This is a genomic window from Mesorhizobium sp. M0018, assembly GCF_040323955.1.
In the GTDB taxonomy this organism is placed as follows: domain Bacteria; phylum Pseudomonadota; class Alphaproteobacteria; order Rhizobiales; family Rhizobiaceae; genus Mesorhizobium.
In genome coordinates, this window is sequence record NZ_JAMYVL010000008.1 from 196,234 (window position 1) to 221,549 (window position 25,316).

The window sequence follows — 25,316 nt, forward strand, 5'->3', positions numbered from 1 at the left end:
CACTCCCCGATTTTCTGTCCCGCTTGACGATCCGGCAACGCCGCACTTCCGAATCGTCACTAAAGAATCAAAGGTGATTCGCCTTGTCCAGAGGCGCGGCGAAAAAAGATTAAAAATCGACTAAAATAACTGGGTTTTCGGGAGGTCTTCCCTTTTTCCCACAAGGGGACAACGGAGGTCGCTTACGCCAGGGTGCGCTCGACGATGTCTCGCAAATCGGCCGACAGCTTCTCGGTATTGGCGATCGAAAGCAACGCCTCCCTTGCCTTGGCCTGCCGCACCGGTTCGAGCGAGCGCCACGACCTGAGCGCCGTCGCCAGCCTGGCGGCCACCTGCGGGTTGCGTTTTTCGACCTGCAGCACCGTTTCGACGAAAAGCCGGTAGCCTTGGCCGTCGGCGCGATGGAAGCCGGTCTGGTTGGCGCTGGAAAACGTACCGATGAGTGCCCGTACCCGGTTCGGGTTGGCCATCGAGAACGCTGGGTGGCTGGTCAAGGCGCGCACCGCGTCCACGGTTTGCGGGCCGGGCACGCTGGCCTGGGTCTGGAACCATTTGTCCATGACCAGCGCATCGGTTGCATATTTCGCCTCGAAATCGGCCAGCGCCTTGGTTGCCTCCGGTGAGCCGTGGTGACGGTGCGCAAGCACGGTCAACGCCGCGGCCCGGTCGGTCATGTTGGTCGCCGACTGGAAGTGCCGGGCAGCGAGTTCCGCACCTCCCGGCAGCAAGCACAGATAATCCAGCAGGACATTGCGCAGCGCCCGCCGCCCGGCACTGGCCGCATCCGGGCTGAACGGACCGTTGTCGGCGAGCCGATCGTAAAGTTTGGAGAATATCTCGCGGTTGGTCTCGGCGATCGCAACCGCCAGCGCCTCGCGCGCCGCGAAAATGGCGTCGGGGTCGATGTTCTTGCCGATGTCGCGGGCGATATCGGCCTCGCCGGGCAGCGCCAGGGCCAGTGCCCGATAGGGGGGTTCGAGCGCTTCGTCGCCGGCTGTCTTGCCGGCAAGCCCGGTCAGCCGGGCGCTGAACTCGGGTTGCTTGTGGTCCAGGATCTGGCGGAAGGCTGCAATCAGCGCATCGGTCAAAAGCGTGTTGAACGACTGCCAGCGCGAGAAGGCGTCGCTGTCGTGGCCAGCCAGAAAAAACTGGTCGTCGGGCCGCTGCTCGACCGAAAGCGTCACCGGCGCCGAAAAGCCGCGGTTGAGCGACATGGCTGGACGCTCGGCAATCCCGGAAAACCTGACGACATGGCGGCGTTTGCGGATATGGATGACACCGTCCTCGACGGTCGCCCCTTCGGCGCCGCTGTGGGCTATCGCCTCGCCACCGGCGCCAACCAGGCCAAAGGCAAGCGGAATGTGCATCAGCCGCTTGCGGCTTTCCGACGGCGTTGGCGGCACCGACTGCTCGATTTCGAGCGTGAATTCCCGCGCTGCCGGATTATACGCCGAACTGACGGTCAGGTTCGGCGTACCGGCCTGATGATACCACAGCGAAAACTGCGACAGGTCGCGACCCGAGACGTCTTCGAACACTTTGATGAAGTCTTCGATCGTCGCCGCCTGGCCGTCGTGACGTTCGAAGTAGAGGTCCATGCCGGCGCGGAACGTCTCGGCGCCGAGGATGGTATGGATCATGCGCACGACTTCCGAGCCTTTTTCGTAGACCGTCGCCGTGTAGAAATTGTTGATCTCGCGGTAGCGGCGAGGCCGGACCGGATGCGCCAGCGGCCCTTGGTCCTCGGGAAACTGATGGGCGCGCAGCGTACGAACCTCGGCGATGCGCTTGACGGCGCGCGAGCGCTGATCGGCGGAGAATTCGTGGTCGCGGAAAACCGTCAGGCCTTCCTTCAGGCAAAGCTGGAACCAGTCGCGGCAAGTGATTCTGTTACCTGTCCAATTGTGGAAATACTCATGGGCAATGATGGCCTCGATATTGGCGAAATCGGCGTCGGTCGCGGTTTCCTGGTCGGCCAGCACATATTTGTCGTTGAAGATGTTGAGACCCTTGTTCTCCATTGCGCCCATATTGAAGTCGGACACGGCGACGATGTTGAAGACATCGAGGTCGTATTCGCGGCCGAATGCCTCCTCGTCCCATTTCATCGACCGTTTCAAAGCGTCCATGGCGTAGCCGGCGAGCCTCTCCTTGCCCGGTTCGACATAGATTCCGAGCTCGACCCTGCGGCAAGACAGGGTGACAAAACTGTCCGAGATCTTGCCGAGGTCGCCCGCCACCAGCGCAAACAAATAGGACGGCTTGGGGAAGGGGTCGTGCCAGACCGCATAGTGCCAGCCGCCGGCAAGCTCGCCGCTGCCGGCCGGGTTGCCGTTGGACAAAAGCAGCGGCGCCTCATTGCGCTCAGCTTCGATACGCACCGTATAGACCGACAGGATGTCGGGACGGTCGAGGAAATAAGTGATGCGGCGAAAGCCTTCGGCCTCGCATTGCGTGCAATAGACGTCGCTCGAGCGATAGAGGCCCATCAGCGCTTCGTTCTGCGCCGGCGCCAACACGGTTTCAATTCTCAGCTGGAAGCGCCTTGTCGCAGGGGGGCTGATGATTGTCAGTTGATCGGGCGTGACGAGAAAATCCGCAGGGCTCGGCTCCTGGCCGTCGATGGCGATGCCGCGGAGCGTCAGCCCGTCGCCATCCAGCACCAGTGGCACCGACGCCGCAATCCCGTCGCGGCGTTCGACCGTCAGCACGGCGGTCACATGCGTTGCTTCAGGCGAAAGGCGGAAAGTCAGGCTGGTTTCCGGAATGAGATAATCACTGGGGCGATAGTCTTCGAGCTTGAAGACCTGGCCGGTATCTGTGCGCATTCCTTGATTTTTCCTGTCGATCCGGGTGCGGCGGGCGGGTCCGCTGGTCCAAATAATTTGAAGTCTGCGCTCTTTACACGAAACGCTCCCTCGACAAAACTGCAGCGACGTCTATTTCAGGCGATCATTTCCCAAGCATCATCGCGAGGCTTCCATGACCGTCGTCACGCCGAAATTCGGAACGAGCGCCTCTGTGTTGCGTCGCGAGGATGTGGCCTTCATCAAGGGCGCGCGGGAGGCGGGTACGATCGGGTCGACGCCTGCCGCGCTCAATGCGGTGACCGACGCGCACTACCGCACCTACGGCATCAGGCATATCGACATGCCGGCAACGCCGGCGTGCATCTGGGCGGCGATCGAGGAAGCAAAAGGGGCGTGACAGCCAGACCGGATTTGCCAGTGCTTGCAGCTGGCGACCTTGCCGGCGAGCACAGCACGCTGACCGGGATCTTGCTCAAGATCGTATCGGTGGCGGTCTTCGTCGGCATGTCGTCCTGCATCAAGGCGGCAGGCACCGTGCCGGCGGGCCAGATCGTCTTCTTCCGCTCCTTCTTTGCCATTTTTCCGATCATCGCCTTCCTCGCCTTCCAGGGAAAACTCGGAACCGCCTTTTCGACAAAGCGCCCGCTCAACCACATTGCGCGCGGCGTCGTCGGTGTCTGTGCCATGGGGCTCGGCTTCTTCGCGCTGACGCGGCTGCCGCTGCCGGAGGCGATCACACTGAACTACGCGCAGCCGCTGCTGGTCGTGGTGTTCAGCTCGATCTTCCTCGGCGAAGCCATCCGCATCTATCGCTGGAGTGCGGTTGCCGTCGGCCTGGTCGGGGTGCTGATCATCTCGTGGCCGGAACTGACGCTGCTCAGTTCGGGCGCTGCCCTCGGCGATCAGGAGGTGCTTGGCGTCATCGCCGCCCTGATAGCCGCGGCGATCTCGGCCATCGCCATGCTCCTGGTTCGCAACCTCGTCCAGAGCGAGCGGACGGCGACCATCGTGCTGTGGTTTTCGGTAACCGCGAGCGTCATGGCGCTGCTTTCGCTGCCATTCGGCTGGCAGGCGCTGACGCCAGCGCAGGCGGGGCTTCTGATTGCCGCGGGTTTTTGCGGCGGGCTTGGCCAGATTCTGATGACCTCGGCCTATCGCCATGCCGAGGCTTCCGTCGTAGCACCTTTCGAATACACTTCGATGATCCTCGGGGTCGTCGTCGGCTATCTGGTCTTTGGCGATATCGCCACGATCAACATGCTGGTCGGCGGCATGATCGTGGTTGCGGCGGGGATTTTCATCATCTGGCGCGAGCGCCAGCTGGGTCTCGAACGCACCCGCACCCGCAAGGCCGTTGCGCCGGAAGGGTGATCAACCCGCTGCGTCGGTCCGCTCTTTCGCCAGCCGCATCAGCACCGCCCGCGTCTGCTCGTCGGCGGGGAAAAAAGATTCGATCGCCAGCTCCGCCAGCGTCACGTCGAGCGGCGTGCCGAACACGGTGATGGTGCTGATGAACGACAGCACCGCGTCGCCATGGGCAAGCTTGAGCGGATGGACAATCGCGTTCGGTTCGACCGGCGCCGGCCGGCTGCTTTTAAGGCCGGACGGATAGGCCCGAAGCTCGCGCTCGAGCTCGACCAGAACCGGATCGGCGGCAGCGTCGTTCTGCCGCTTCAGGCGCTCCAGAAGATGCGTCCGCCATTCCGCAAGATCGACGATGCGCGGCGCGATGCCGCCGGGATGCAGGCTGAGACGCAAAACGTTGACCGGCGGCTTCAGCAGTGAGGCGTCGGCGACATTGGCGAGGAACGGGCCGATGGCGGCGTTCGCCGACACCAGGTTCCAATGCCGGTCGACGGCAAGCGCCGGGAACGGCTCGTGCGCCTTGAGCACGGTCTCGACCGCCGCCATCGCCGGTGCCATCGAGGCATCGTCAAGTGGTCGTTCGCTGAAGCTCGGGGCAAAGCCGGCGGCCAGCAGCAGCTGGTTGCGCTGCCTGAGCGGGATCGAAAGCTGCTCCGCCAGATGCAGCACCATGTCACGCGAGGGTGCGGCGCGGCCGCTTTCAACGAAACTCAGATGCCGCTGCGAGATCTCGGCCTCCATGGCGAGGTCGAGCTGGCTCATGCGCCGGCGTGTACGCCATTCGCGAATGAGACTGCCGGCGGAAATCTGGGCTGCTGTCATAACGAGATGACTAGGCCGGCAGTGGGCGCATTTCAATTACCTGCGAGATCATGATGCCGCCCTTCCTTCCTCGCAAGGGGAGGACGGAAGACGCGTTCTGCACCGTTACCCAAGTGCCCGCAACTTCGCCTTCACTTCGAGGAAATCCCGCCACGCCAGCTTCTTGTGCGCAGGCGTTCTCAACAAATAGGCCGGATGCAGGGTCGGCATGGCGGGAATGGCGACGCCAGACGGGGTCGTGTGGACGCGCCAGTTGCCGCGCAGCCGCAATATGCCTTCGGAGGTGTTGAGCAGGGTCTTTGCCGACGGGCCGCCGAGATTGACCAGCACCTTCGGATTGACCAGTTCGATCTGCCGCTCGATGAACGGCCGGCAGATCTCGGTCTCGTGCGGCGTCGGCGTGCGGTTGCCCGGCGGCCGCCAGGGAATCACGTTGGCGATGTAGGCAGATGTCCGGTCAAGACCGATCGCGGCCAGCATGCGGTCGAGCAGCCGGCCCGAGCGGCCGACGAACGGCAAGCCCTCTATGTCCTCGTCGCGGCCCGGCGCTTCGCCGACCAGCATCACCGCGGCAGTCGGATTGCCGTCGGCGAACACCAGGTTCTTGGCGGTGAATTTAAGATTGCAGCCGTCGAATGCCGCCATGTGCTGGCGAAGCTCGTCGAGGTTTGCCGCCGATCTCGCCAGTTGCCGCGCCAATGCCGCCTGCGCCTCGTCGGGCACCGTTGACATGGCCGGGGACGTTCGCACTGCCGGTGCCGTATTCGGTCTCTCGCCCATTTCGCCGCGCGACACGCTCGTCGAGCGATGAGGCGATGCATTTTCACCGGCCGGCAGAGCGGCCGCCGCAGGCACCCGCTCCGGCGGCCTGGCTTCTGCAAACCTGTTTACCGGCTGTTCTTCAAGTGCCTCGTCGACGCCGGCGCTGGCGTAGAAGGCCAGCAGCTCGGCGAGATCGGCTCGGCTAGTGTGGGGGGCGGCAGTCATGGTTTCACATTCGGCCGCGGAGCTTGAATTTGCAAGTTCAGCTCGACGGTATGCGCGGATCCTGCACCAGATAGAACGTCCAGCGCGGCGTGTAGTCGGTGATCAGGAAATAGAAGCTGGCGGTCTTCAGCGGGTCGATCTTGCCGTTCTTGAACAGCAGGCGGTCATACGGTTCGAAATTGCGGTCGAAATCGGCGTAGCTGCTCGACCAGATATTTTCGGGCGTTTTGTTGCGCTGGTCGAACGACAGGCCGTCGCCGAACACGCTCGGCTGGTCGAGGATCTCCTGGAGTTCGAACTGGAACTCGACCCAGGCTTGGCCGCTATTGTTGAGCACGTCGATGCGCATATACATCAGACCATTGGCGAAGTCTCCCGCCTTGCCGAACGGCTGGATCGGCCTTGTCGTGCGAATGGCCAGCGTTACCGGCGTCGCTGAATTCAGCTCTTCGGTGATGACCAGCGGATCCTCTTTCGTGCCGATGCCGGAAGCCCCGGTGATGCGGAAACCGCCGCGCTCGTCGGAAAAGGAATAGGCGCCGGTCGCCCAGACCAGTTGCTGCTCGGCACGGGCATCGAGGGCCGTCAGTGGCAGAAGCGCCAAGAGCGCCGCACGGCAAAACCGGCCGGGCGTGAAAAAAAAGCGCGTCGATGAAAAGCCAGCCGGCCCGAATATGCGCATGGCGGGAAGTATGGCCGATAAGCAAGCCGTCGAACAATTAAAAACATCAGTGCGACATATCTGTGCAAACGGAATAGGATTGAAGATTGATGCTCGTCACCGCGAATCTGTGCGGCAGGACGCGACTTTTTGATGAAATCGGTATTGTCACGTCCGCGCCGGTTTCCCGTCGCTATTTGATGCGCTATGCAGCGCGTGAGCCAGCAAGATGCCGGAATTGCGAGCCAGTGAGGGATCGATGAGCGATATCGAACGCGAAAGCATGGAATTCGACGTGGTCATCGTCGGCGCCGGCCCGGCCGGCCTCGCCGCCGCGATCCGTCTCAAGCAGGTCAATCCCGAGCTTTCCGTCGTCGTGCTGGAAAAGGGCGGCGAAGTCGGCGCGCACATCCTGTCCGGCGCCGTCGTCGATCCGATCGGCATCGACCGGCTGCTGCCCGGCTGGCGCGAAGAGGAGGGTCATCCCTTCAGGACACCGGTCACCGACGACCATTTCCTGGTTCTCGGCCCCGCCGGTTCGTTCCGTCTGCCCAATATCCTGATGCCGCCGCTGATGAACAATCACGGCAACTATATCGTCTCGCTCGGCAATGTCTGCCGCTGGCTGGCGACCAAGGCCGACGCGCTGGGCGTCGAGATCTATCCGGGCTTTGCCGCGGTCGGCCTGCTCTACAACGAGGCCGGTGCGGTCACTGGCGTCGTCACCGGCGACATGGGCGTCGAGAAGGACGGCACGCACGGTCCGGGCTTTGCGCCGGGCATGGCGCTGATGGGCAAATATGTCTTGATCGGCGAGGGCGCGCGCGGCTCGCTGGCCAAGCAACTGATCGCCAAATACCACCTTTCCGACGGTCGTGAGCCCGGAAAATACGGCATCGGCCTCAAGGAACTCTGGCAGATCAAACCGGAAAACCACCGGCCGGGCCTTGTCCAGCATTCCTTCGGCTGGCCGCTCGATTTGAAGACCGGCGGCGGCTCCTTCCTCTACCATCTCGAGGACAACCAGGTGGCAGTCGGCTTCGTCGTTCACCTGAACTACAAGAATCCCTATCTGTCACCCTTTGACGAGTTTCAGCGCTTCAAGACCCATCCGGCGATCCGCGGCACCTTCGAGGGTGCCAAGCGGCTGGGCTATGGTGCCCGCGCCATCACCGAAGGCGGCTGGCAATCGGTGCCGAAACTGTCCTTCCCTGGCGGTGCGCTGATCGGCTGCGCAGCCGGCTTCGTCAACGTGCCGCGCATCAAGGGCTCGCACAATGCCGTGCTCTCCGGAATGCTGGCGGCCGAGCATGTCTGTGATGCGATAGCCGCCGGCCGCACCAATGACGAGCTGGCCGCCTACGAGGCCGCCTGGCGCGCCACCGATATCGGCAAGGACCTGAAGAAAGTGCGCAACGTCAAGCCGCTATGGTCGCGCTTCGGCACCATTGTCGGCGTCGGCCTTGGCGGCCTCGACATGTGGCTGAACACGCTGTTCGGCTTCTCGCCCTTCGGCACGATGAAGCACGGCAGGGCCGACTATGCGACGCTGGAACCGGCCGCCGCGCACCAGAAGATCGCCTACCCGAAGCCGGACGGGGTGCTGACCTTCGACCGGCTGTCGTCGGTGTTCCTGTCCAACACCAACCACGAGGAGAACGAGCCGGTGCATCTGCTCGTCGCCGACATGGACCTGCAGAAGCGCTCTGAGCATGACGTCTATGCGGGACCCTCGACGCGTTACTGCCCGGCCAGCGTCTACGAATGGGTCGACAAGGATGGCAATGCCGCCGCCGATCCTGCGGCCAAGGATGTGCGCTTCGTCATCAACGCGCAGAACTGCGTGCACTGCAAGACTTGCGATATCAAGGATCCGAACCAGAACATAAATTGGGTGCCGCCACAGGGCGGCGAGGGCCCGGTCTACCAGAACATGTAAGTCACAAGGTTTGCTCCGGACTAGACAAGATGAGGAGCAGCGCAACCGTAGGATTGTTGAATAAACCGCCTGCCTGTGTTTCCTTTCTGCGGCGACAGGGAGGAAGGAAAAATGCGCCTGGCAGTTCTGACGAGCGTTGTGGCGATCGGGGCATTGTGCGCCCCTGCAGCCTTGGCCGGCACTAAGGTGCTGGTCAAGACACGAACTTACAACATTGCCGGAACCACCGGCGCGGCCCTGATCGAGGCCATGGATCGCAGTGGGCCGAAGCACGGCTTCATGACCCACGCCATCGCGCAGACCGGCTACAGCGTCGATGATTGGACCTTCGACGCCCAACGGGAAAACGGCGTCTGCCGCCTGCGCCAGGCCAACGGGACGCTCAATCTCTTCTATACCTATCCCAAACTAGTCTCAGCCACGTCGCCTGCGCTGCAGAAGCGCTGGAAGCGGTTCTTCGCTGGCGTTCGCGCCCATGAAGAGACCCATGGCCGCATCGCCAGACAGATGATGCGGGCCACCGAAAAGTCGGTTCGAGGGCTGACAGTCGGTGATGACCCGCACTGTTTCGAGGCACGTCGCGAGGCAAAGCGCCGGATCAATGCCATCTATGCCGAATACGAGGCAAAGCAGATCGCCTTCGATGCGCACGAGCATCGCGACGGCGGCCCTGTCGAGCACCTCATCCGCGCTTTTGTGGGCCAGTAATAAGCCAGGTCGAGATTGGACTGCGGATTTTCAGCTTCGCGTCCCGCCAGGCAGCGCCGCAAGCGCGGTCGCCGTCTGGTGCTCGTCGAGCGGCTTTTGTTCATCCGACCGAAGCGAAAACTCCACCAGCACCGGCAGATGGTCTGAGCCGGTGTCCTCAAGGGTCGACGCCGAATGGATAACAATGGCGCCCTTGCTGAAGACCTGGTCGATCGGCAGTCCGGCGAAGCGCAGGAAATCCGGCAGCCTTCTGTAGAGCCAGGTCGGCCCGACCGACGGCATTACAGTCAGCTTGCCAAGCGATGCGACGCGCCGGACGGCGGCGCTCCATGGCGCTGCGTTGCAGTCGCCTGCCAGGATCGACGTCTCGCCAAGCGAGGCGATTTCGTCAGACAACCCTCCAATCTGCCGTGATTGGTTGTGCGGCCATGGCCAGGTGAGGTGGATGGCGGCGACATCGACGTCGGTTCCGCCGAAATCGACCGTGGCGATCGCCATCGCGCCGCGGCTGTCGCAGTGCGGCTCCGTGCCTATGCCAAACGGTCGTCTGGACAGCAGCGCAACGCCGAACACGCCATTGGGATATGGGCAGAGGATCCGGTAGGGATAGCCGCCGGATAGCAGCCCAAGCTTTGCCTTCCACGTTTCGGACACCTCGTCGAGGGTGATAACATCAGGCTGGGTCCGGCCGATCAGCGACAGCACCTTCTCAGGCGTTGGATTGTTGAACCTGAGGTTCATCTGCAGCAGGCGGTAGACTGGCTCGTCACCGAGTTTGGCTTCGTAGGCGGCCTGCACCTGCCATAGCCGCGAAAGCGGCAAGGCATTCTGCGTGGTGGCAAAGGAGGCTATCGCAAACAGCAATGCGACCGCGGCCTGCAGGCGAAACGAGGTGGCGAGCAGCGGCAGCGCGCAAAGCGCCATCAGCACCGAAAAATGGACGCGGAAATGAGCAAAGGAATCGAGGGCCGGATGCAGCGATCCGAAGAACCCGGCCACCAGCGCGGCCGAGAGTGCAAGCATTGCGACGAATGCCAGCGCAACCGTCATGTCCCGAACACGTGCAATCGCTTTGTCTATCGGCAGAAGTGCGGCTCAATCAAGATGACGAAATGTCCTGACCTGGACCGACACATGCGATTCGGCATTTACTGGAAGGCAGTTTCCGAAAAGCTCCTGAGTTTGCGCGAATGCAGTCGGTCCATCGGCATTTCAGCCAGCTTCTCCATCGCCCTGATGCCGATGGTCAGGTGCTGCGCTACTTGCCGCTTGTAGAACTCGGTCGCCATGCCCGGCAACTTCAATTCGCCATGCAGCGGCTTGTCGGATACGCAAAGCAGCGTGCCATAGGGCACCCGGAAGCGGAAGCCGTTGGCGGCGATCGTCGCCGATTCCATGTCGAGCGCGATCGCCCGCGACTGCGACAGCCGCTGGACCGGCCCGCGCTGGTCGCGCAGCTCCCAATTGCGGTTGTCGATAGTGGCGACGGTGCCAGTGCGCATGATGCGCTTGAGATCATATCCGGAAAGCCCGGTGACCTCGGCGACCGCTTCCTGCAGAGCCACCTGGATTTCGGCTAGCGGCGGGATCGGCACCCAGACCGGAAGATCGTCGTCGAGGACATGGTCTTCTCGTACATAGGCATGGGCCAGCACATAATCCCCGAGCGCCTGCGTGTTGCGCAGGCCGGCGCAATGGCCGAGCATCACCCAGGCATGCGGCCGGAGCACCGCAATATGGTCGGTGATCGTCTTGGCGTTGGAAGGCCCAACGCCGATATTGACCATGGTGATGCCGCCATGATTCGGCTTCTTCAGATGATAGGCCGGCATCTGCGGCAGGCGAGGCGGCGCAGCACCCTCACCGGGCGCGCCGTCCCCTGCTTTGGTCACGATGTTGCCCGGCTCGACGAACTCGACATATCCATCACCGCCATTGGCCATCAATTCGCGTGCACGGGCGACGAATTCGTCGATGTAGAATTGGTAGTTGGTGAACAGCACGAAGTTCTGGAAATGCTGGGGACTGGTCGCCGTATAATGCGACATCCGGTGCAGCGAATAGTCGATGCGTTGCGCGGTGAACGGCGCCAGCGGCCGTGCCTCGCCCAATGCCACTTCGAACGTGCCGTTGGCGATCTGGTCGTCGGTGCCGTCGAGATCCGGCACGTCGAACAGGTCACGGATCGGCCGTTTGATGCGCTCGGCAGCAGTCCCGTCGACATGCGTGCCTTCGAGGAAGGCGAAATGCAGCGGGATGGGAGTGGTCGATTCCGAAACCGTGACGGGAACGCCGTGGTTGCGCATGATCAGCCGAAGCTGTTCGGTGAGGTAGCTTTCGAAAAGAGCAGGCTGGGTGACGGTGGTTGAGAAATGCCCCGGCGTCGGCATGTGGCCATAGGCCTGCCGCGAGTCGATTTGCGTGAAGGAACTCGTGGTGACGCCGATCTCCGGATAGAAAGCCCGGTAGCGTTTGTTGTTGTCGCCGCCCGCGGCGAGCGCGGTAAATGAATCGCGCAGGAACTTGGTGTTGCGGTCGTAAAGCACCTGTAGGGCGGCGACCGCCTTCTTGGCGTCGTTGAAGCTCTGCCGGCCAAACGGCTCCGGCGTGACCACCGATTCAATGGCTTGGGGATAGATTCGCTTTTCCATGACCCAATATAGAGAGTTGGACGCGCGGTTGGGAGGGGGTAAGGCGGCCTCAATACGCGCTGTCGGCGTTTTTCGGTCTGCTAACCGCGCTGCAGGCTAACCAGCAGCACAAAGCCGAGGCCTGACTTCCTCAACGCAGGCGCCTCGATCGTCGAGCCGGCATTGGTGCGCATCGTCGGCACGGCCAGTACCGGTACCGAAAGAACAGTCAGGATGAGCGCCGCGCGCGGCAGCAGCCGAAGCGTCTTGAGGGTGTTGGCGGCGAGGCGGTTCATTGGCGTTTTGCTTTTCTCTAAAGGTTCAGCTCTTTGTCGTTTCAGTGGTGAAGATGGTTCAAGCAACCGAGTCGGCAGGAACTGGCGACGTCCCAGGAGCGGGACGGCCGGCCGGCTTCGGCGACAAGGACGGCGAACAACATGCCGAACAGACTCATCAGCAGGCAGACGATGGTGAAGCGGCGGGCAAGCATTGCGCGGTGTCTCCTTCAACACGCATGACAATGCCTTGCCCCGGCTGAACCGGCTCTGATCCCGGCGTTCATCTGCGGTTCAAAAATGGTTGATGATCTCTGAGAGGGTCCGCTGTGAGTGCAGCGACCCATGGCGACACCATGGCTGCGAGACCGATAACATGAAAACGGGGCCGACTGGCCCCGCTCACCCCGGCAGGAAGGGCACGATCAGAGCTTGTGCCAGGTCTGGCTCTTGCAGATCAGCCCGCCGAGCACGCAGCCGCTCATCTTGAGAGAACTGCCGGAAAGCGAAGCCTTGCCCGAATAGGTCTTGTCGGTTTCCGGGTCGGTTATCGTGCCGGCATATTTGTTGTCGCCGGCAACCTTCAGTGAACCGATGTTCTTGCCGGCAAATTTGCCGGATTTGAGCGTAATCGAAAATGCCCCGCCGCCACCCGAAATGGCGGCAGTCGATCCGGCTTGCGTTTTCCAATTGCCTTCGATCGGATCGGCCCATGCCGCGCCGGTCATCATTATTGCGGCCGCGAGGGCCAGGCTCACTTGTCGAAACATGTCTTTCCTCCCTCAGGTAAGTCCAATCGGGCTCCGTCCCGGGTGTCTGCCCCTTACGCAAACGTAAGCTAGTCCAGCTCCCGGAAAAACAAAAGCGGTGCCGCCACGGAAGGGTTGCGGGTTTTTGCCCGCTCCCGAACGGCCGCGCCGGCGAAAAATGAAACGGGCCGCACACGTCTTTGTCTTCTGTGGTTAGCGGAGTCTTGATCCGCGCCTCGCAAGTTTTCTTCAAATCTTGTGCAAACCGGCGCGATTGCTGGATTTGTATCCTTAACGAATTTTCGCGTTTACCTCTTGTTTTAGCTTTGTTTTCCTCAAATTAAGCACGCCATTTAACGACGGATTCAAGCCTCCGGGGCATTCTCGAAAGCATCGAAAGAGCGGCCGCCCCCGACGGTAATCAAGGACACCGAGGGACATACGGAGACAGCTCTCGGGAGCCAGAACAGGGGATTTGAAATGGCACGTTTTGAAATGCTTGAAGCCGGCTTCGGCGCCATGGGGGCAACCGCCCAGGCCGATATTCTTTTCGAGTTGGGCATGATGTATGCGACTGGTCGCGATTGCGAGACCGACGTCGTCGCCGCCCACAAATGGTTCAACATCGCCGCGATCAAGGGTTCGGCCCGCGCCGCGGAACTGCGCTCCGAATTGTCCGCCGCCATGTCGAAGGTCGAGATCGCCAAGGCGCTGCGCGAAGCTCGCGAATGGATGACGATGCACTGAATTCGCCGGCATCGACTTCACAAGGGTACTGACCTCACGACAGGGACGCTTCGGGTCAAGGCCGCGCAGAGGGCCGGGCCCGAAAAATCAAGGCCGCGCAAGACGGCCGGGCCAACAAGATCAAGAACACGGCGGACGAGCCGCGCCATAAACCGTACAAACAGGGAAGGCGAGCAGATCCCGGTGGGGATACCTCGGGAAGCTCGATGAGAAAAGCTGCGACCGGCCGGAACAAGGCTGGCGCGGCTTTGTCTTTGGGACAGAGCATTACAGGCCCAATCGAGCGCCGACGATGCGTCTAGACAGCTCCGGTGAAGGATGAAATTCTCCCGCCATTCTGGAAGAGGCGCGGCCGGGACGGTCGCGCGAGAGTGGAGGAGTTGTGTCACCATGAAGAAATTCAGTATTTTCAGCGCAGCCATATTTGGCCTGATGATGACCGCGCCGGTCGCCTTCGCCGATGACATCACCTTTTCGGTGGTCGGACCGATGACCGGTCAGCTTGCCAACATCGGCGATCAGTTTAAGCAAGGCGCGCAAGCCGCCGCCGACGCGATCAACGCGGCGGGCGGCGTCGACGGCCGCCAGATCAAGCTCGACATCGAGGATGACCAGTGCGATCCGAAGCAGGCGGTTTCGGTCGCCAACCGCATCATCGCCAACGGTGTCAAGTTCATCGATGGCCACGCCTGCTCGGGCTCCAGCATCCCGGCCTCCGCTGTCTACGCCGAAGCCGGTGCGCTGATGATGAGTCCGGCTTCCTCGAACCCGGTGTTGACCGACGCAGCGGCGAAAGCCGGCTGGCCGACGATCATGCGCCTCTATACGCGCGACGATGCGCAGGGCGCTTTCATCGGTCCCTGGATCGCCAAGAAATATGCCGGCAAGAAAGTCGTCATCCTGCACGACAAGAGCGCCTATGGGCAGGGAGTGGCCGATGCCGTGAAGGCAACGATGAACCAGAACGGTCTCAATGAAATCCTCTACGAGGGCATCAACGCTGGCGAGAAGGACTATTCCGCTCTTGTTACCAAGCTCAAGGAGCTGAAAGCCGACGTCGTCTATTTCGGCGGCTATCACCCCGAAGCCGGCCTGATCCTGCGCCAGTCGGCGGAGCAGAACCTCAAGTTCCAGTTGATCATGCCGGACTCGATCGCTTCGCCGGAATTCTGGCAGGTTGCCGGTCCGGCCGGCGAAGGCACCATGTTCGTCTTCCCATCGAATCCGCAGGCGAAGCCCGAAGCCAAGGAGGCCATCGCCAAGATCAAGGCCGGCGGCTTCGTGCCTGAGGGCTTCACGCTGTTTTCCTATGCGGTGATCCAGGCCTTCGCCGAAGGCATCAAACGCGCCGGCAGCGACGATCCGGCAAAAGTCGCCGAAGCGTTAAAGAACGGCCAGCCGATCAGCACGGTTGTCGGCTCGGTCACCTTCGACGAGAAGGGCGACCTCAAGAACGCGAGCTACGACATCAACCAGTGGCATGACGGCAAATACGCGCCGATCCAACCGTGATGGCCGCGGCGCCGCAAGACGCGCTGCTGTAATCGAACATGGCCGGGGGTCAAACCCGGCCACATTTTTTTTGGCGACGCCTTTGTCACGCGTTCGAGATCACTTCGTGGATAGGGAAACAGCAGTCAACTGAGGTTCCTCGACAAAGCGAACCAGCACGGTGCCGTCGGTTACCTGCGCGCCTTCGGCAGCAATCTCGGCGATAACCCCGTCATGGGGCGCGGCAATGGTGTGCTCCATCTTCATCGCCTCCAGGATCAGCAGCGGCTGGCCCTTGATCACGGACTCGCCTTTGCCTGCACGCACCAATTTGACCAGGCCGGGCATTGGAGCGCGCAGGCTGACGGAAGCGGCGGCGGCTTCGTCGGCTCGGGCCAGCGGATCCGGCACGGCAAAACCGTAGCCGATGGCGCCATCGAAGACCGTGACGTGGCCCGGCCAGCGGGCGAGGCGAGGCGCCGCGCGGAGATCCCGCGAATTGACGCTGTCATAGGGCGCATCCAGCGCCACCTCGAACCGCCCGTCCGGCCGCACCGACACGCGCGCGCCGATCTCCTGCTCGCCAAACTTCAGCAGGGTGCTCCGCGCTACAGCGTGGAAATGCGCATAGCCGGCCAGTGACGACCAGGGATCGTCCGAGGACGGCAAGTCGCGCGCACCGGACGCGGCAAGTGCCGCGGCGGCAATCGTCTCACCGCTCGGCGGCGGAACCGCCGTCAACGCCTGCTGGTGCCTGGCGATCAGGCCGGTATCGACATCGCCCGCCGCAAAATCCGCATCAGCGGCCAGCGCGGCAAGAAAGCCAGTGTTGACCGTCGAGCCGGCGATTTCGGTCTGCGACAGTGCCGTGCCAAGCGCGATGAGCGCCGTCCGTCTGTCCTTGCCATGAACGATCAGCTTGGCGATCATCGGATCGTAGAACGGCGAAATCGCATCGCCAGCGCGTACACCGGTTTCGACGCGCATGGTCGCACCCTCCGGTGCCGGCTGCGGAAATTTCAAATGGTGCAAGGTGCCGGTCGCCGGCAAAAACCCTCTTGCCGCGTCCTCGGCATAGATGCGCGCCTCGAAGGCGTGGCCGGAGAGCGCGATCTCGCTCTGCGTCTTCGGCAGTTTTTCGCCGGCGGCTACCCGCAACTGCCACTCGACCAGGTCGATGCCGGTAACCATTTCGGTGACGGGGTGCTCGACCTGCAGACGGGTGTTCATTTCCATGAACCAGAAACGGTCGGCCTTCAGACCTTGCGAGGCATCGACGATGAACTCGATGGTACCGGCGCCGGAATAGTGGATTGCCTTGGCGGCTTTCACCGCCGCCTCGGTCATCGCCTTGCGCAGTGCCGGCGTCATGCCCGGGGCAGGCGCCTCCTCGATCACCTTCTGGTGGCGGCGCTGCGCCGAGCAGTCGCGTTCGTGAAGATGCACGGCGTTGCCGAAATTGTCACCAAACACCTGCACTTCGATGTGGCGCGGCTTGTCGACATATTTTTCCACCAAGACGCGGTCGTCACCGAACGCGGCTTTCGCCTCGCGCCGCGCGCCCGACAGTGCTTCCGAAAAATCATCGGGATACTCGACGCGCCGCATGCCTTTGCCGCCGCCGCCGGCGCGCGCCTTGATCAGTACGGGGTAGCCTATCTCGCGCGCCTTGGAGGCGAGCAACACGATCTCCTGCGCTTCGCCGTGATAGCCCGGAACGACAGGCACGCCGGCCTTTTCCATCAGCCGCTTGGCCGCGTCCTTCAGTCCCATGGCACGGATCGAGGCCGCCGACGGCCCAATGAAGATCAGCCCCGCCGCGACCACCTGGTCGACGAAATCAGGGTTTTCCGAAAGAAAGCCGTAGCCCGGATGGATGGCCTCGGCACCTGTGGCCAAGGCCGCCGCGATGATCTTGTCGCCGCGCAGATAGCTTTCGTTGGCGGTAGAGGCGCCGATATGCACCGCTTCGTCGGCCATTTCGACATGCAAGGCGCGATCGTCGGCGTCGGAATAGACGGCGACGCTGCGCACACCCATCCTGCGTGCCGTGCGGATCACCCGGCAGGCGATCTCGCCACGGTTGGCGATCAGGATCTTGGCGAACATCGGGCCTCCACAGGCAGAGCTGCCGCCAACGGCGCGAATTCTCGTCACGCGAACTGCGGCAATGCCCTGCTTTGTAGTCTGGCGGTCAAAGGGTAGGCAAGCGAGGCCTGCCTACTTTGAGGCCGCGATTTCGCAAGCTCCCCCGGTCGTGACCCTGTAACGGTCGCGGGTGACCTGGCAGGATTTCATCGCCATATCCTCGGCAGCCTTTTGCGAGGGCGCATTCAAGCGCGAGCCGCACAGGATGTACAACGAACGCACCCGGGAATACGGAGTGGTCGCATAAGCTGAATGGCCGCTGGCCGCCACATAGGCCTTATATGCCTTGGTGCATGGCCGATCCGCGGTCGCCGGAAAATACGGGTAGAAGCGGACGTCGCCCTTGCTTCCAGCCAGCGATTCCGCCGCGCCGACATTGGGGCTCGAGATTAGAAGCAACCCGGTTATCAGCGAGAAGACTGCTTGTTTGACGCTTATAGATTTCATTTTTCCCACCCATTGAATACGTCGAAGGCCGACGGGTGTCGGTCTATTTGGAGGCAGCTATGGCGCAGGCCCCTGCAGTCGTGACCTTGTACTTGCTGCGCGCGGACTGGCAGGATTTCAACGCCAGCGCCCCCGCAGCCTTCTGGGATGTTGCATTCAGATAAGCACCGCAAATAGTGAATTCGGTTGCCCAGTTGAATGGCGTCATCGCATAGGCCGAGTGACCGCCAGCCGCCACATAGTCCTTGTAATTCTTGCCGCAGCCTCCGATTGTACCCGGTGCAAAATAGACCGGAAAGCGGCTGTCGCCCTTGCTTCCCGCCAGCGATTCGGCGGCGCCGACATTCGGTGCAGAGGCCACAAGCAGTGCAAGTACCGACATGGTTGCTCGCTTGATTGATAAAGATTTCATTGCCAAACCCATTTGAACCCCAAACACTGAAATATATTCGCCTACTTGGAGGCAGCGATTTCGCAGCCGCCGCCTGTTGTAACTCTGTAACTGTTGCGGGCGGCCTGACAGGATTTCAACGCCAATTCTTCGGCAGCTTGCTGTGACGGTGCATTCAAGCGCGAGCCGCAGATGATGTACAGAAAACGCACCCGGGAATACGGAGTGGTTGCATAGGCTGAATGGCCGCCGGCCGCTACATAGGCCTTGTAGGCCCTGGTACACGGATCCTTCGGGCTCTGCGGCAAATAGGGATAGAAACGGGTCTCGCCCTTGCTTCCCGCCAGCGACTCCGCTGCGCCGATGCCAGGCATGCCTAATATAAGCAACCCTGCAAGTAAATGCACAGTTGTTCTCTGAAAAACGCGCCACCTCATCTTCGCCCAATCCCCATTGGTATTTGCGATGATCAATAGCCGTGATTCTTTCGTCTGGCCAGATCGAGAAGCAAAAAATAGTCTGGAGATGTGGTGGGTTGTCTCCCGCGCAGGGTCACACCCTGCCGAGTGCAGCAACTACCCGCTGATACAATTCGGCCGTCGGCTCGTCGAAGCAGCAGAAAATGACGGTTTCCGGAACGATGTTCTGGCCGATGAAGGCACTCACGGTCCCGACAGCAATTTGCGTCGCCTGATCCTTCGGATAGCGGTAGGCCCCGGTCGAGATCGCAGGAAACGCCACCGTCCGGCAGTCCTTTGCGGCGGCGATTTCGAGCGACCGGCGATAGCAGGAGGCGAGCAGTTCGGCTTCTCCTTTGCTACCACCTTGCCAGACCGGCCCGACCGTATGAATGACGTAGCGCGCGGGCAGCCTGTAGCCCTTGGTGATTTTTGCGTCTCCGACCTTGCAGCCATGCAAGGTCCGGCATTCTGCCACAAGCTCGGGGCCGGCCGCGCGGTGGATAGCGCCGTCGACGCCGCCGCCGCCGAGAAGAGAGGTATTGGCGGCGTTGACGATGGCATCGACCGCCAGCTTCGTGATGTCGCCGGTTTGAATGCGAATCCTCTGGCCGATTTCGCTCATCTCACATCCTGAACACGCCGAATTTTGTCTCCTCGATCTCGGCGTTGAGCGCGGCCGAAAGGCTGAGCGCCAGCACCTCGCGGGTCTTGGCCGGGTCGATGATGCCGTCGTCCCAGAGCCTTGCCGACGAATAGAGCGGGTGTCCCTCGTGCTCGTACTTCATCAGGATCGGCTTCTTGAATTTCGCTTCCTCCTCAGCGCTCCATTCCCCGCCCTTGCGCTCGATGCCTTCGCGCTTGACCACGGCCAGCACCGTTGCCGCCTGCTCGCCGCCCATCACCGAAATGCGGGCATTCGGCCACATCCACAGGAAGCGTGGCGAATAGGCGCGTCCGCACATGCCGTAATTGCCGGCACCGAACGAGCCGCCGATGATCACGGTCACCTTCGGCACCTTGGCCGTTGCGACCGCCATGACCAGCTTGGCGCCGTCCTTGGCGATGCCGCCGGCCTCGTATTTTCGCCCGACCATGAAGCCGGTGATGTTCTGCAGGAAAATCAGCGGGATCTTGCGCTGGCAGCACAGCTCGATGAAGTGCGCGCCCTTCAGCGCGCTTTCCGAAAACAGCACGCCATTGTTGGCGACGATGCCGACCGGCATGCCGCTGAGATGGGCGAAACCGGTGACCAGCGTGGTGCCATAATTCTGCTTGAACTCATCGAACTCGGAGCCGTCGACGGTGCGGGCGATTACCTCGCGCACGTCATAGGGCTGGCGCAGATCCGTCGGCACGATGCCGTAGAGTTCATGTGGATCGTGAAGCGGCGGAATCGATTTCTGCAAGGCCAGGCTTACATTTTTGTTCCGATTCAGGTTTTTGACGATACGCCGGCATATGGCCAGCGCATGCTCGTCGTCGAGCGCATAGTGGTCGGCAACGCCGGAAAGCCTTGTGTGCACGTCGGCGCCACCGAGGTCCTCGGCGGTGACGTCCTCGCCGGTGGCCGCCTTCACCAGCGGCGGCCCGCCGAGAAAGATGGTTGCCTGGTTGCGCACCATGATTGTCTCGTCCGACATCGCAGGCACATAAGCGCCGCCGGCCGTGCACGAACCCATGACGCAGGCGATCTGCGGAATGCCGGCGGCCGACATGTTGGCCTGGTTGTAGAAGATGCGGCCGAAATGATCGCGGTCGGGAAACACCTCGTCCTGGTTGGGCAGATTGGCGCCGCCGCTGTCGACCAGATAGACGCAAGGCAGATTGTTCTGCAATGCGATCTCCTGTGCACGCAGATGCTTCTTCACCGTCAGTGGATAATAGGTACCGCCCTTCACCGTGGCGTCATTGACGACGACCATCACTTCGGTGCCTTCGACGCGGCCGATGCCGGCGATGAGGCCGGCCGAAGGGATGTCCTCGCCATACATCGACCATGCCGCGAACTGGCCGATTTCGAGGAAGGGCGAACCTGTATCGAGCAATTGGGCTAGGCGTTGCCGCGGCAGGAGCTTGCCGCGGGAGACGTGCCGCTCACGCGCCTCTTCCGCGCCACCGCCCTCGATGGCGGCGGCTTTTTCAGCAATATCGGCGACCAGCGCCCGCATGCGCTCGGCATTGGCGCGGAAAATATCGGAGGCGGGCGACATCTGCGAGGTGAGGGGGGCCATGGCGCTACCGGATCAACTCGATCTTGCAGCCGACATCGAGGTCGCCCCAATCGCGATCAGCGGTGACGGCAATGGCATTCTCGCGAATTGCCAGCGCCAGGCAAGCCCGATCGCCCAGCGACAAGCCGCGATGCCGCGTCAATTGGCGAAGCTGCCCAGCGGCGATGCCCATCGCGTCGTCGAAAACGGCGATCGGCATGCCGAGACTGGCGAGGTCGTCCGCAGCCTGTTCCATGCTGCGTCCCTTGTCGATCAGTTTGGCGATGATTTCGGCCGCATTGACCGAACTGCATTGTGCATCCGGCGCGAACCCCAAAGCATTATCGGTGCCTTGCTCGTTGAGCAGGATTGCGAGCGCCGCCGAACTGTCCATGACATAGGGCTTCATTTCGTCCGCTTTCCCGTCGTCCCTTCGGCGTGAAGACGGTCGAGACGCTTGTCGCTTCGACGCTGCTCTTCCCGTCGCTCTTTCAGAAATTCGTCGACGACGCTTTCACCGGGCTGTTTCAACGCTGACAATTCGGCCTGGACGCGTCGCAGATTCTGCAGCCACGATCTTACCCGCAGCTCGCCGTTCTCGACATGCAGGATCATATCCTCGCCAGGCTTCACGCCCATCTGCTCGCGCATCGCGGCAGGGATGACGAAGCGCCCGCCCTCGCCAAGCTTGACACGCTCGCGTTTCGCCGGAAGCCGAAACGGCGCTTTGCGAGCGCCGGCATCGAACCGTGCTTGCGGGTCTTCGTCAAATCCGGACTTTCCCGTTCTGCCAGCCATGGTCCGTCTCGCCTGTGTTGTGGCACATATTCCGAAGTGTGCCACATCGTGCGGCTTCTGGCAAAATCTCAAAAAGACGCCATCAGGCGCCCTCCACCATGATTTCCCGCCCGATCAGCCAGCGACGGATTTCGCTGGTGCCGGCACCGATCTCGTAGAGTTTGGCGTCGCGCAAAAGCCGGCCGGTCGGGTAGTCGTTGATGTAGCCGTTGCCGCCCAAAAGCTGGATGGCGTCGAGCGCCATCAGCGTTGCCTTTTCGGCGGCGAAGAGAATACAGCCGGCAGCATCCTTGCGGGCCGTCTCACCGCGATCGCAAGCGGCGGCCACGGCATAGACGTAGGCGCGCGCCGCGTTCATCGTCGCATACATGTCGGCGAGCTTGCCTTGCACCAGCTGGAATTCGCCGATCGGCTGACCGAACTGCCTGCGTTCATGCACGTAAGGGATCGCCACGTCGAGGCACGCTGCCATCAGCCCGACCGGCCCGCCGGCCAGCACGGCGCGTTCGTAGTCGAGGCCCGACATCAGCACCTCGACGCCGCGCCCTTCCTCGTGCAGCACATTGTCGAACGGCACTTCGACATCCTCGAACACCAGCTCGCCGGTGTTCGAGCCGCGCATGCCGAGCTTGTCGAGCTTTTGCGCCACGGAAAAACCGGCAAAGGCTTTTTCGACGATGAAGGCGGTGATGCCGCGCGAATTGAGTTCCGGATCGGTCTTGGCGTAGACGACCAGCGTCTCGGCATCCGGCCCGTTGGTGATCCACATCTTGGTGCCGTTGAGCACATAGCGGTCGTTGCGCTTTTCGGCGCGCAGGCGCAGCGACATCACATCAGAGCCGGCACCCGATTCCGACATCGCCAGTGCGCCGACTTTTTCGCCGCTGCAGAGCGAAGGCAGATACCTTTCCTTCTGCGCCTGCGTCGCCCAGCGGTTGATCTGGTTGACGCAGAGGTTGGAATGGGCGCCGTAGGAGAGGCCGACCGAGGCCGAGGCGCGCGAAATCTCCTCCATCGCCACGACATGGGCGAGGTAGCCCATGCCGGTGCCGCCGAAATCGGGATCGGCGGTGATGCCGAGCAGGCCGAGCCCGCCGAGCTCCGCCCACAGATGTGCCGGGAATTCGTTCGAGCGGTCGATCTCGGCGGCGATCGGTGCGATCTTTTCCTGGGCGAAGCGCCGCACCAGGTCGCGCAGCGCCTCGATGTCTTCGTCAAGCCCGAAGTTGAGCGTATGCGTGTACATGCCGTTCCTCCCGGCGCACGATCCCGAAATCGGGATCATGCGCGAAATCAAGTTGCTAGAGCGTCCTTTGCGCGCCCGAATAGAGGCGCGGCGTCGTAGCTCGTTGACGCGCCATCGCTCTTTGCTCCAACAAGGCGCATTGTCATTGCTAGATATGTAGCGGTGACTTCGGCGATCGACAGCCGTTCGCCCGGCCGGAACCAGACGATGACGCCGGTCATCATCTGGATCAGCGCCATGGCGGTGAGCCCGGTGTCTTCGATGCTGAATAACCCCGCTTCGACGCCGTCGCGCAGGATGGCGCGCAGCTCCTTCTCGTAGGCCGTGCGCATGCGCAGGATCTGCGTGAGTTTTTCATGCGACAGGCTGCGCAGCTCCATGTTCGAGACATGGGTGGAGTGGCGGCGTTCGATATGGAAAGCGATGTGGTTTTCGACATAAGCGGCAAGCCGCGCTGCCGGATCAGCGCCGACAGGGCGTGTTGCGCGCCACGCCTCGATCAAGCCTTCCATATGCTCACGCATCAGCATGAACAGAAGGTCCTGCTTGGTCGGGAAGTAGCGGTACAGCGCCGCTGCCTGGACGCCGACCTCGGCCGCCAACTGGCGCATCGACATCGCCTCGTAGCCGAGACGCGCAATCAGGCTGACTGCCGCCTCGCGGACCGCAGCTTCGGTCTTCTCTCCGTCGGAACCGGTCGTACGCGCCATGACAAGCCGCCTTTTCGCGGAAAATAAAACAAACGTTCAATTAATTCAAGAGGCGCGTCCGGGCAGGGCAATGGCTTCAGATTTGCTCTATCTGCACCCTCGAGAACTTTGTGCGATGGAAGCGAATGAGCAGGACCATGCCTTGCTAGGCAACAATCCTGAAATCGGCCGACATGTCGCGAGCCTCGATCTCCTCGACATCGACCTTCGAAACCGCTGCCTCTGGGGGCCCTTGCCGAAGCCGTTCGATCATTGTCGAGACCGCCGCATCGGTCCCTGCAATCAAGGCTGTCACCGAGCCGTCAACTTCGTTGCGCACCCACCCGGCAAGGCCAAGCGCCGACGCCTCGCGCCGCGCCCAGACCCGGTAGCTGACGCCTTGCACCTTGCCGTAAATGCGTACCTGCACAGTCCGGTCGGTCATCACGCTCTCCATCCTCTGAGTCGAGTCTGGCGCATCGCCGTGCAAATTCAACCGCGTTGCCGCCGGTCAGCCACATAGGGCGAAGGCTCTTCAGTTCCCCCGCGCTGCCGCCAGCGCGCCAGGCAGTTCCTCGGCAAAGATGTCGAGTTCGTGGTCGAGGCCGACACTGACCCGGATGCAGCGGTCGAGAACCGGCACCATCGGCTTGCGGATGAAGACGTCGCGTGACAACAGCGCCTGCAGCACTTTTAGTGCGAAAGCGCCGTCGCGGCCGCAGTCGATGGTGACGAAATTTGTGGCCGAAGCCAGCGGCTTCAGCCCGTTCGCTTCGGCTATTGCGGCAATGCGTCGACGGCCGGCGGCGACCCGCGCCACCACGCTCTCCAGCCAGGCCTGATCGGCAAGCGCCTCGACACCGGCGATCTGCGCCATGCGGCTGACGCCATAGTGGTTGCGGATCTTCTCGAAGTCCCGAATCACCTGGGCCTCGGCCACCGCATAGCCGCAGCGTATGCCGGCCAGCCCATAGGCCTTGGAGAAGGTGCGCATGCGGATGACGTTCGGGCGCGCCATATCGATCGGCGGCAGCGCTGAGGCTGGCCCTAATTCGCCATAGGCTTCGTCGAGTACCAGCATCGTGGTCTCCGGCAAGGCTTCGATGAAGCGGCTGAGCTCGGCGGCTTCCCACCAACTGCCCATCGGATTGTCCGGATTGGACAGGTAGACCAGTGGCGCCTTTTCCTTGGCCACTGCCGCCAGCAGGCCGTCGAGGTTTTCCCGATCGTTCTCGTAGGGCACTGCGACCAGCCGGCCGCCGACGCCGGCAACATGAAAGTTGAAGGTCGGATAGGCGCCGCGCGAGGTCACCACCGCGTCGCCGGGCGCCACATACATGCGCGCCACCAGGCTGAGCAGCCCGTCTATGCCTTCGCCGATGACGACGTTTTCGGCGCCGACGCCGAGATGCCCGGCGGCAGCTACCTTCAAATCGTGATTGTCAGGGTCGCAATACATCCACATGTCGCCGGCAATCTCAGCCATGCGGGCAATGACGCGCGGGGAAGGGCCAAAACTGCTCTCATTGGCGCCGATGCGGGCGCGAAAGGCGCGGCCGCGATCACGCTCCTGCGCCTCCGGGCCGACAAACGGCACCGTGGAGGGAAGCGCGTCGATGAGCGGCGTAAGGGGAGGGCGCAGGCGCATGATAGGGCTCGTTCGAAAGGGGGCCTTCTTCTTGCTAGCCTGCCGGCTTGGCCTGCGCAAGTTCCGCGGCAGGCGGGAACGTCAGGCTGGATTC

28 protein-coding genes are annotated in these 25,316 nt (G+C 62.2%); 7 read left to right on the forward strand and 21 right to left on the reverse strand.

What is annotated here, in order from left to right:
• Positions 1-182: 182 nt before the first annotated feature.
• Positions 183-2,828, reverse strand: coding sequence for an aminopeptidase N (pepN, locus tag NKJ81_RS13910; protein ID WP_352540751.1), 2,646 nt, complete (start codon positions 2,826-2,828; stop codon positions 183-185).
• A gap of 154 nt (positions 2,829-2,982) precedes the next feature.
• Here pepN and NKJ81_RS13915 point away from each other — a divergent pair, with 154 nt between their 5' ends.
• Both NKJ81_RS13915 and NKJ81_RS13920 read left to right on the forward strand, forming a co-directional pair.
• A complete protein-coding gene (locus NKJ81_RS13915; RefSeq protein WP_352540806.1) occupies positions 2,983-3,207 on the forward strand; it encodes a hypothetical protein in 225 nt (74 codons plus the stop codon).
• Positions 3,208-3,227: 20 nt separating this feature from the next.
• On the forward strand, positions 3,228-4,181 hold the full coding sequence (locus tag NKJ81_RS13920; protein WP_352540752.1) for a DMT family transporter: 954 nt from the start codon (positions 3,228-3,230) through the stop codon (positions 4,179-4,181).
• On the opposite strand, the gene NKJ81_RS13925 is transcribed toward NKJ81_RS13920, so the two are convergent.
• The 3 genes from NKJ81_RS13925 to NKJ81_RS13935 form a co-directional block, all read right to left on the reverse strand.
• Entirely contained in the window at positions 4,182-4,997 is an 816-nt protein-coding gene (locus NKJ81_RS13925; RefSeq protein ID WP_352540753.1) for a helix-turn-helix domain-containing protein, read from the reverse strand. It lies immediately after the preceding gene.
• A 105-nt stretch (positions 4,998-5,102) separates the two neighbouring features.
• Positions 5,103-5,984, reverse strand: coding sequence for a uracil-DNA glycosylase (locus tag NKJ81_RS13930; protein WP_352501793.1), 882 nt, complete (start codon positions 5,982-5,984; stop codon positions 5,103-5,105).
• A gap of 37 nt (positions 5,985-6,021) precedes the next feature.
• Positions 6,022-6,666, reverse strand: a complete 645-nt coding sequence (locus NKJ81_RS13935; RefSeq protein ID WP_023677808.1) for a hypothetical protein — start codon at positions 6,664-6,666, stop codon at positions 6,022-6,024.
• Between NKJ81_RS13935 and NKJ81_RS13940 the strand changes: the two genes are divergently transcribed.
• The 3 genes from NKJ81_RS13940 (at position 6,617) to NKJ81_RS13950 (ending at position 9,292) form a co-directional block, all read left to right on the forward strand.
• Entirely contained in the window at positions 6,617-6,799 is a 183-nt protein-coding gene (locus NKJ81_RS13940; RefSeq protein WP_198023574.1) for a hypothetical protein, read from the forward strand. The genes NKJ81_RS13935 and NKJ81_RS13940 overlap by 50 nt on opposite strands.
• Before the next feature lie 105 nt (positions 6,800-6,904).
• Entirely contained in the window at positions 6,905-8,584 is a 1,680-nt protein-coding gene (locus NKJ81_RS13945) for an electron transfer flavoprotein-ubiquinone oxidoreductase (RefSeq protein ID WP_352540754.1), read from the forward strand.
• 111 nt (positions 8,585-8,695) lie between these two features.
• Positions 8,696-9,292: a DUF922 domain-containing protein gene (locus NKJ81_RS13950; protein ID WP_352501795.1), complete on the forward strand. Its 597-nt coding sequence runs from the start codon at positions 8,696-8,698 to the stop codon at positions 9,290-9,292.
• A gap of 30 nt (positions 9,293-9,322) precedes the next feature.
• On the opposite strand, the gene NKJ81_RS13955 is transcribed toward NKJ81_RS13950, so the two are convergent.
• From NKJ81_RS13955 to NKJ81_RS13975, 5 genes are all read right to left on the reverse strand, one after another.
• Positions 9,323-10,342, reverse strand: a complete 1,020-nt coding sequence (locus NKJ81_RS13955) for an endonuclease/exonuclease/phosphatase family protein (protein WP_352540755.1) — start codon at positions 10,340-10,342, stop codon at positions 9,323-9,325.
• 98 nt (positions 10,343-10,440) lie between these two features.
• Positions 10,441-11,943 (reverse strand): AMP nucleosidase, encoded by a 1,503-nt coding sequence (locus NKJ81_RS13960; RefSeq protein WP_352540756.1) that lies wholly within the window; start codon positions 11,941-11,943, stop codon positions 10,441-10,443.
• An 80-nt stretch (positions 11,944-12,023) separates the two neighbouring features.
• A complete protein-coding gene (locus NKJ81_RS13965) occupies positions 12,024-12,218 on the reverse strand; it encodes a hypothetical protein (RefSeq protein ID WP_352454349.1) in 195 nt (64 codons plus the stop codon).
• 41 nt (positions 12,219-12,259) lie between these two features.
• A complete protein-coding gene (locus NKJ81_RS13970) occupies positions 12,260-12,412 on the reverse strand; it encodes a hypothetical protein (protein ID WP_023677802.1) in 153 nt (50 codons plus the stop codon).
• Between the two features lie 210 nt (positions 12,413-12,622).
• The gene (locus tag NKJ81_RS13975; protein WP_023677801.1) at positions 12,623-12,967 is read right to left on the reverse strand and encodes a DUF2147 domain-containing protein; all 345 of its coding nucleotides are present in this window, start codon (positions 12,965-12,967) and stop codon (positions 12,623-12,625) included.
• A gap of 459 nt (positions 12,968-13,426) precedes the next feature.
• On the opposite strand from NKJ81_RS13975, the gene NKJ81_RS13980 reads away from it, so the two are divergent.
• Both NKJ81_RS13980 and NKJ81_RS13985 read left to right on the forward strand, forming a co-directional pair.
• Positions 13,427-13,693 carry an SEL1-like repeat protein gene (locus NKJ81_RS13980; RefSeq protein WP_010915070.1) on the forward strand — a complete coding sequence of 89 codons (267 nt, stop codon included), beginning with the start codon at positions 13,427-13,429 and terminating at the stop codon, positions 13,691-13,693.
• Positions 13,694-14,083: 390 nt separating this feature from the next.
• The gene (locus NKJ81_RS13985; protein WP_352471026.1) at positions 14,084-15,205 is read left to right on the forward strand and encodes a branched-chain amino acid ABC transporter substrate-binding protein; all 1,122 of its coding nucleotides are present in this window, start codon (positions 14,084-14,086) and stop codon (positions 15,203-15,205) included.
• 99 nt (positions 15,206-15,304) lie between these two features.
• Here NKJ81_RS13985 and NKJ81_RS13990 read toward each other — a convergent pair whose 3' ends face one another.
• From NKJ81_RS13990 to NKJ81_RS14045, 12 genes are all read right to left on the reverse strand, one after another.
• On the reverse strand, positions 15,305-17,293 hold the full coding sequence (locus NKJ81_RS13990; RefSeq protein ID WP_352540757.1) for an acetyl/propionyl/methylcrotonyl-CoA carboxylase subunit alpha: 1,989 nt from the start codon (positions 17,291-17,293) through the stop codon (positions 15,305-15,307).
• Between the two features lie 111 nt (positions 17,294-17,404).
• Positions 17,405-17,779 carry a hypothetical protein gene (locus tag NKJ81_RS13995; protein ID WP_023677798.1) on the reverse strand — a complete coding sequence of 125 codons (375 nt, stop codon included), beginning with the start codon at positions 17,777-17,779 and terminating at the stop codon, positions 17,405-17,407.
• A gap of 43 nt (positions 17,780-17,822) precedes the next feature.
• Positions 17,823-18,203, reverse strand: coding sequence for a hypothetical protein (locus NKJ81_RS14000; RefSeq protein WP_352540758.1), 381 nt, complete (start codon positions 18,201-18,203; stop codon positions 17,823-17,825).
• Between the two features lie 29 nt (positions 18,204-18,232).
• Entirely contained in the window at positions 18,233-18,607 is a 375-nt protein-coding gene (locus NKJ81_RS14005; protein ID WP_352540803.1) for a hypothetical protein, read from the reverse strand.
• Between the two features lie 115 nt (positions 18,608-18,722).
• Positions 18,723-19,253 (reverse strand): O-acetyl-ADP-ribose deacetylase, encoded by a 531-nt coding sequence (locus tag NKJ81_RS14010; RefSeq protein ID WP_352540759.1) that lies wholly within the window; start codon positions 19,251-19,253, stop codon positions 18,723-18,725.
• Between the two features lies 1 nt (position 19,254).
• Positions 19,255-20,862, reverse strand: a complete 1,608-nt coding sequence (locus NKJ81_RS14015) for a carboxyl transferase domain-containing protein (RefSeq protein WP_352540760.1) — start codon at positions 20,860-20,862, stop codon at positions 19,255-19,257.
• Positions 20,863-20,866: 4 nt separating this feature from the next.
• Positions 20,867-21,250: a type II toxin-antitoxin system VapC family toxin gene (locus NKJ81_RS14020; RefSeq protein ID WP_023677795.1), complete on the reverse strand. Its 384-nt coding sequence runs from the start codon at positions 21,248-21,250 to the stop codon at positions 20,867-20,869.
• Positions 21,247-21,639, reverse strand: a complete 393-nt coding sequence (locus NKJ81_RS14025; RefSeq protein ID WP_352540761.1) for an AbrB/MazE/SpoVT family DNA-binding domain-containing protein — start codon at positions 21,637-21,639, stop codon at positions 21,247-21,249. The genes NKJ81_RS14020 and NKJ81_RS14025 overlap by 4 nt, the downstream gene beginning before the upstream one ends.
• A gap of 82 nt (positions 21,640-21,721) precedes the next feature.
• A complete protein-coding gene (locus NKJ81_RS14030; RefSeq protein ID WP_352540762.1) occupies positions 21,722-22,885 on the reverse strand; it encodes an isovaleryl-CoA dehydrogenase in 1,164 nt (387 codons plus the stop codon).
• A gap of 47 nt (positions 22,886-22,932) precedes the next feature.
• Entirely contained in the window at positions 22,933-23,595 is a 663-nt protein-coding gene (locus NKJ81_RS14035; RefSeq protein ID WP_352540763.1) for a TetR/AcrR family transcriptional regulator, read from the reverse strand.
• A 145-nt stretch (positions 23,596-23,740) separates the two neighbouring features.
• On the reverse strand, positions 23,741-24,019 hold the full coding sequence (locus tag NKJ81_RS14040; RefSeq protein WP_352471034.1) for an acylphosphatase: 279 nt from the start codon (positions 24,017-24,019) through the stop codon (positions 23,741-23,743).
• Between the two features lie 90 nt (positions 24,020-24,109).
• Positions 24,110-25,222 carry a pyridoxal phosphate-dependent aminotransferase gene (locus NKJ81_RS14045; protein WP_352540764.1) on the reverse strand — a complete coding sequence of 371 codons (1,113 nt, stop codon included), beginning with the start codon at positions 25,220-25,222 and terminating at the stop codon, positions 24,110-24,112.
• Positions 25,223-25,316 lie beyond the last annotated feature (94 nt).

What these genes read in the sequence shown, in the direction of transcription:
- pepN (WP_352540751.1), bottom strand. Translation starts at nt 2,828, where the DNA reads ATGCGCACAGATACCGGCCAGGTCTTCAAGCTCGAAGACTATCGCCCC.
- NKJ81_RS13915 (WP_352540806.1), top strand. Translation starts at nt 2,983, where the DNA reads ATGACCGTCGTCACGCCGAAATTCGGAACGAGCGCCTCTGTGTTGCGT.
- NKJ81_RS13925 (WP_352540753.1), bottom strand. Translation starts at nt 4,997, where the DNA reads ATGACAGCAGCCCAGATTTCCGCCGGCAGTCTCATTCGCGAATGGCGT.
- NKJ81_RS13930 (WP_352501793.1), bottom strand. Translation starts at nt 5,984, where the DNA reads ATGACTGCCGCCCCCCACACTAGCCGAGCCGATCTCGCCGAGCTGCTG.
- NKJ81_RS13935 (WP_023677808.1), bottom strand. Translation starts at nt 6,666, where the DNA reads ATGCGCATATTCGGGCCGGCTGGCTTTTCATCGACGCGCTTTTTTTTC.
- NKJ81_RS13945 (WP_352540754.1), top strand. Translation starts at nt 6,905, where the DNA reads ATGAGCGATATCGAACGCGAAAGCATGGAATTCGACGTGGTCATCGTC.
- NKJ81_RS13950 (WP_352501795.1), top strand. Translation starts at nt 8,696, where the DNA reads ATGCGCCTGGCAGTTCTGACGAGCGTTGTGGCGATCGGGGCATTGTGC.
- NKJ81_RS13955 (WP_352540755.1), bottom strand. Translation starts at nt 10,342, where the DNA reads ATGACGGTTGCGCTGGCATTCGTCGCAATGCTTGCACTCTCGGCCGCG.
- NKJ81_RS13960 (WP_352540756.1), bottom strand. Translation starts at nt 11,943, where the DNA reads ATGGAAAAGCGAATCTATCCCCAAGCCATTGAATCGGTGGTCACGCCG.
- NKJ81_RS13965 (WP_352454349.1), bottom strand. Translation starts at nt 12,218, where the DNA reads ATGAACCGCCTCGCCGCCAACACCCTCAAGACGCTTCGGCTGCTGCCG.
- NKJ81_RS13970 (WP_023677802.1), bottom strand. Translation starts at nt 12,412, where the DNA reads ATGCTTGCCCGCCGCTTCACCATCGTCTGCCTGCTGATGAGTCTGTTC.
- NKJ81_RS13975 (WP_023677801.1), bottom strand. Translation starts at nt 12,967, where the DNA reads ATGTTTCGACAAGTGAGCCTGGCCCTCGCGGCCGCAATAATGATGACC.
- NKJ81_RS13980 (WP_010915070.1), top strand. Translation starts at nt 13,427, where the DNA reads ATGGCACGTTTTGAAATGCTTGAAGCCGGCTTCGGCGCCATGGGGGCA.
- NKJ81_RS13985 (WP_352471026.1), top strand. Translation starts at nt 14,084, where the DNA reads ATGAAGAAATTCAGTATTTTCAGCGCAGCCATATTTGGCCTGATGATG.
- NKJ81_RS13990 (WP_352540757.1), bottom strand. Translation starts at nt 17,293, where the DNA reads ATGTTCGCCAAGATCCTGATCGCCAACCGTGGCGAGATCGCCTGCCGG.
- NKJ81_RS13995 (WP_023677798.1), bottom strand. Translation starts at nt 17,779, where the DNA reads ATGAAATCTATAAGCGTCAAACAAGCAGTCTTCTCGCTGATAACCGGG.
- NKJ81_RS14000 (WP_352540758.1), bottom strand. Translation starts at nt 18,203, where the DNA reads ATGGGTTTGGCAATGAAATCTTTATCAATCAAGCGAGCAACCATGTCG.
- NKJ81_RS14005 (WP_352540803.1), bottom strand. Translation starts at nt 18,607, where the DNA reads ATGAGGTGGCGCGTTTTTCAGAGAACAACTGTGCATTTACTTGCAGGG.
- NKJ81_RS14010 (WP_352540759.1), bottom strand. Translation starts at nt 19,253, where the DNA reads ATGAGCGAAATCGGCCAGAGGATTCGCATTCAAACCGGCGACATCACG.
- NKJ81_RS14015 (WP_352540760.1), bottom strand. Translation starts at nt 20,862, where the DNA reads ATGGCCCCCCTCACCTCGCAGATGTCGCCCGCCTCCGATATTTTCCGC.
- NKJ81_RS14020 (WP_023677795.1), bottom strand. Translation starts at nt 21,250, where the DNA reads ATGAAGCCCTATGTCATGGACAGTTCGGCGGCGCTCGCAATCCTGCTC.
- NKJ81_RS14025 (WP_352540761.1), bottom strand. Translation starts at nt 21,639, where the DNA reads ATGGCTGGCAGAACGGGAAAGTCCGGATTTGACGAAGACCCGCAAGCA.
- NKJ81_RS14030 (WP_352540762.1), bottom strand. Translation starts at nt 22,885, where the DNA reads ATGTACACGCATACGCTCAACTTCGGGCTTGACGAAGACATCGAGGCG.
- NKJ81_RS14035 (WP_352540763.1), bottom strand. Translation starts at nt 23,595, where the DNA reads ATGGCGCGTACGACCGGTTCCGACGGAGAGAAGACCGAAGCTGCGGTC.
- NKJ81_RS14040 (WP_352471034.1), bottom strand. Translation starts at nt 24,019, where the DNA reads ATGACCGACCGGACTGTGCAGGTACGCATTTACGGCAAGGTGCAAGGC.
- NKJ81_RS14045 (WP_352540764.1), bottom strand. Translation starts at nt 25,222, where the DNA reads ATGCGCCTGCGCCCTCCCCTTACGCCGCTCATCGACGCGCTTCCCTCC.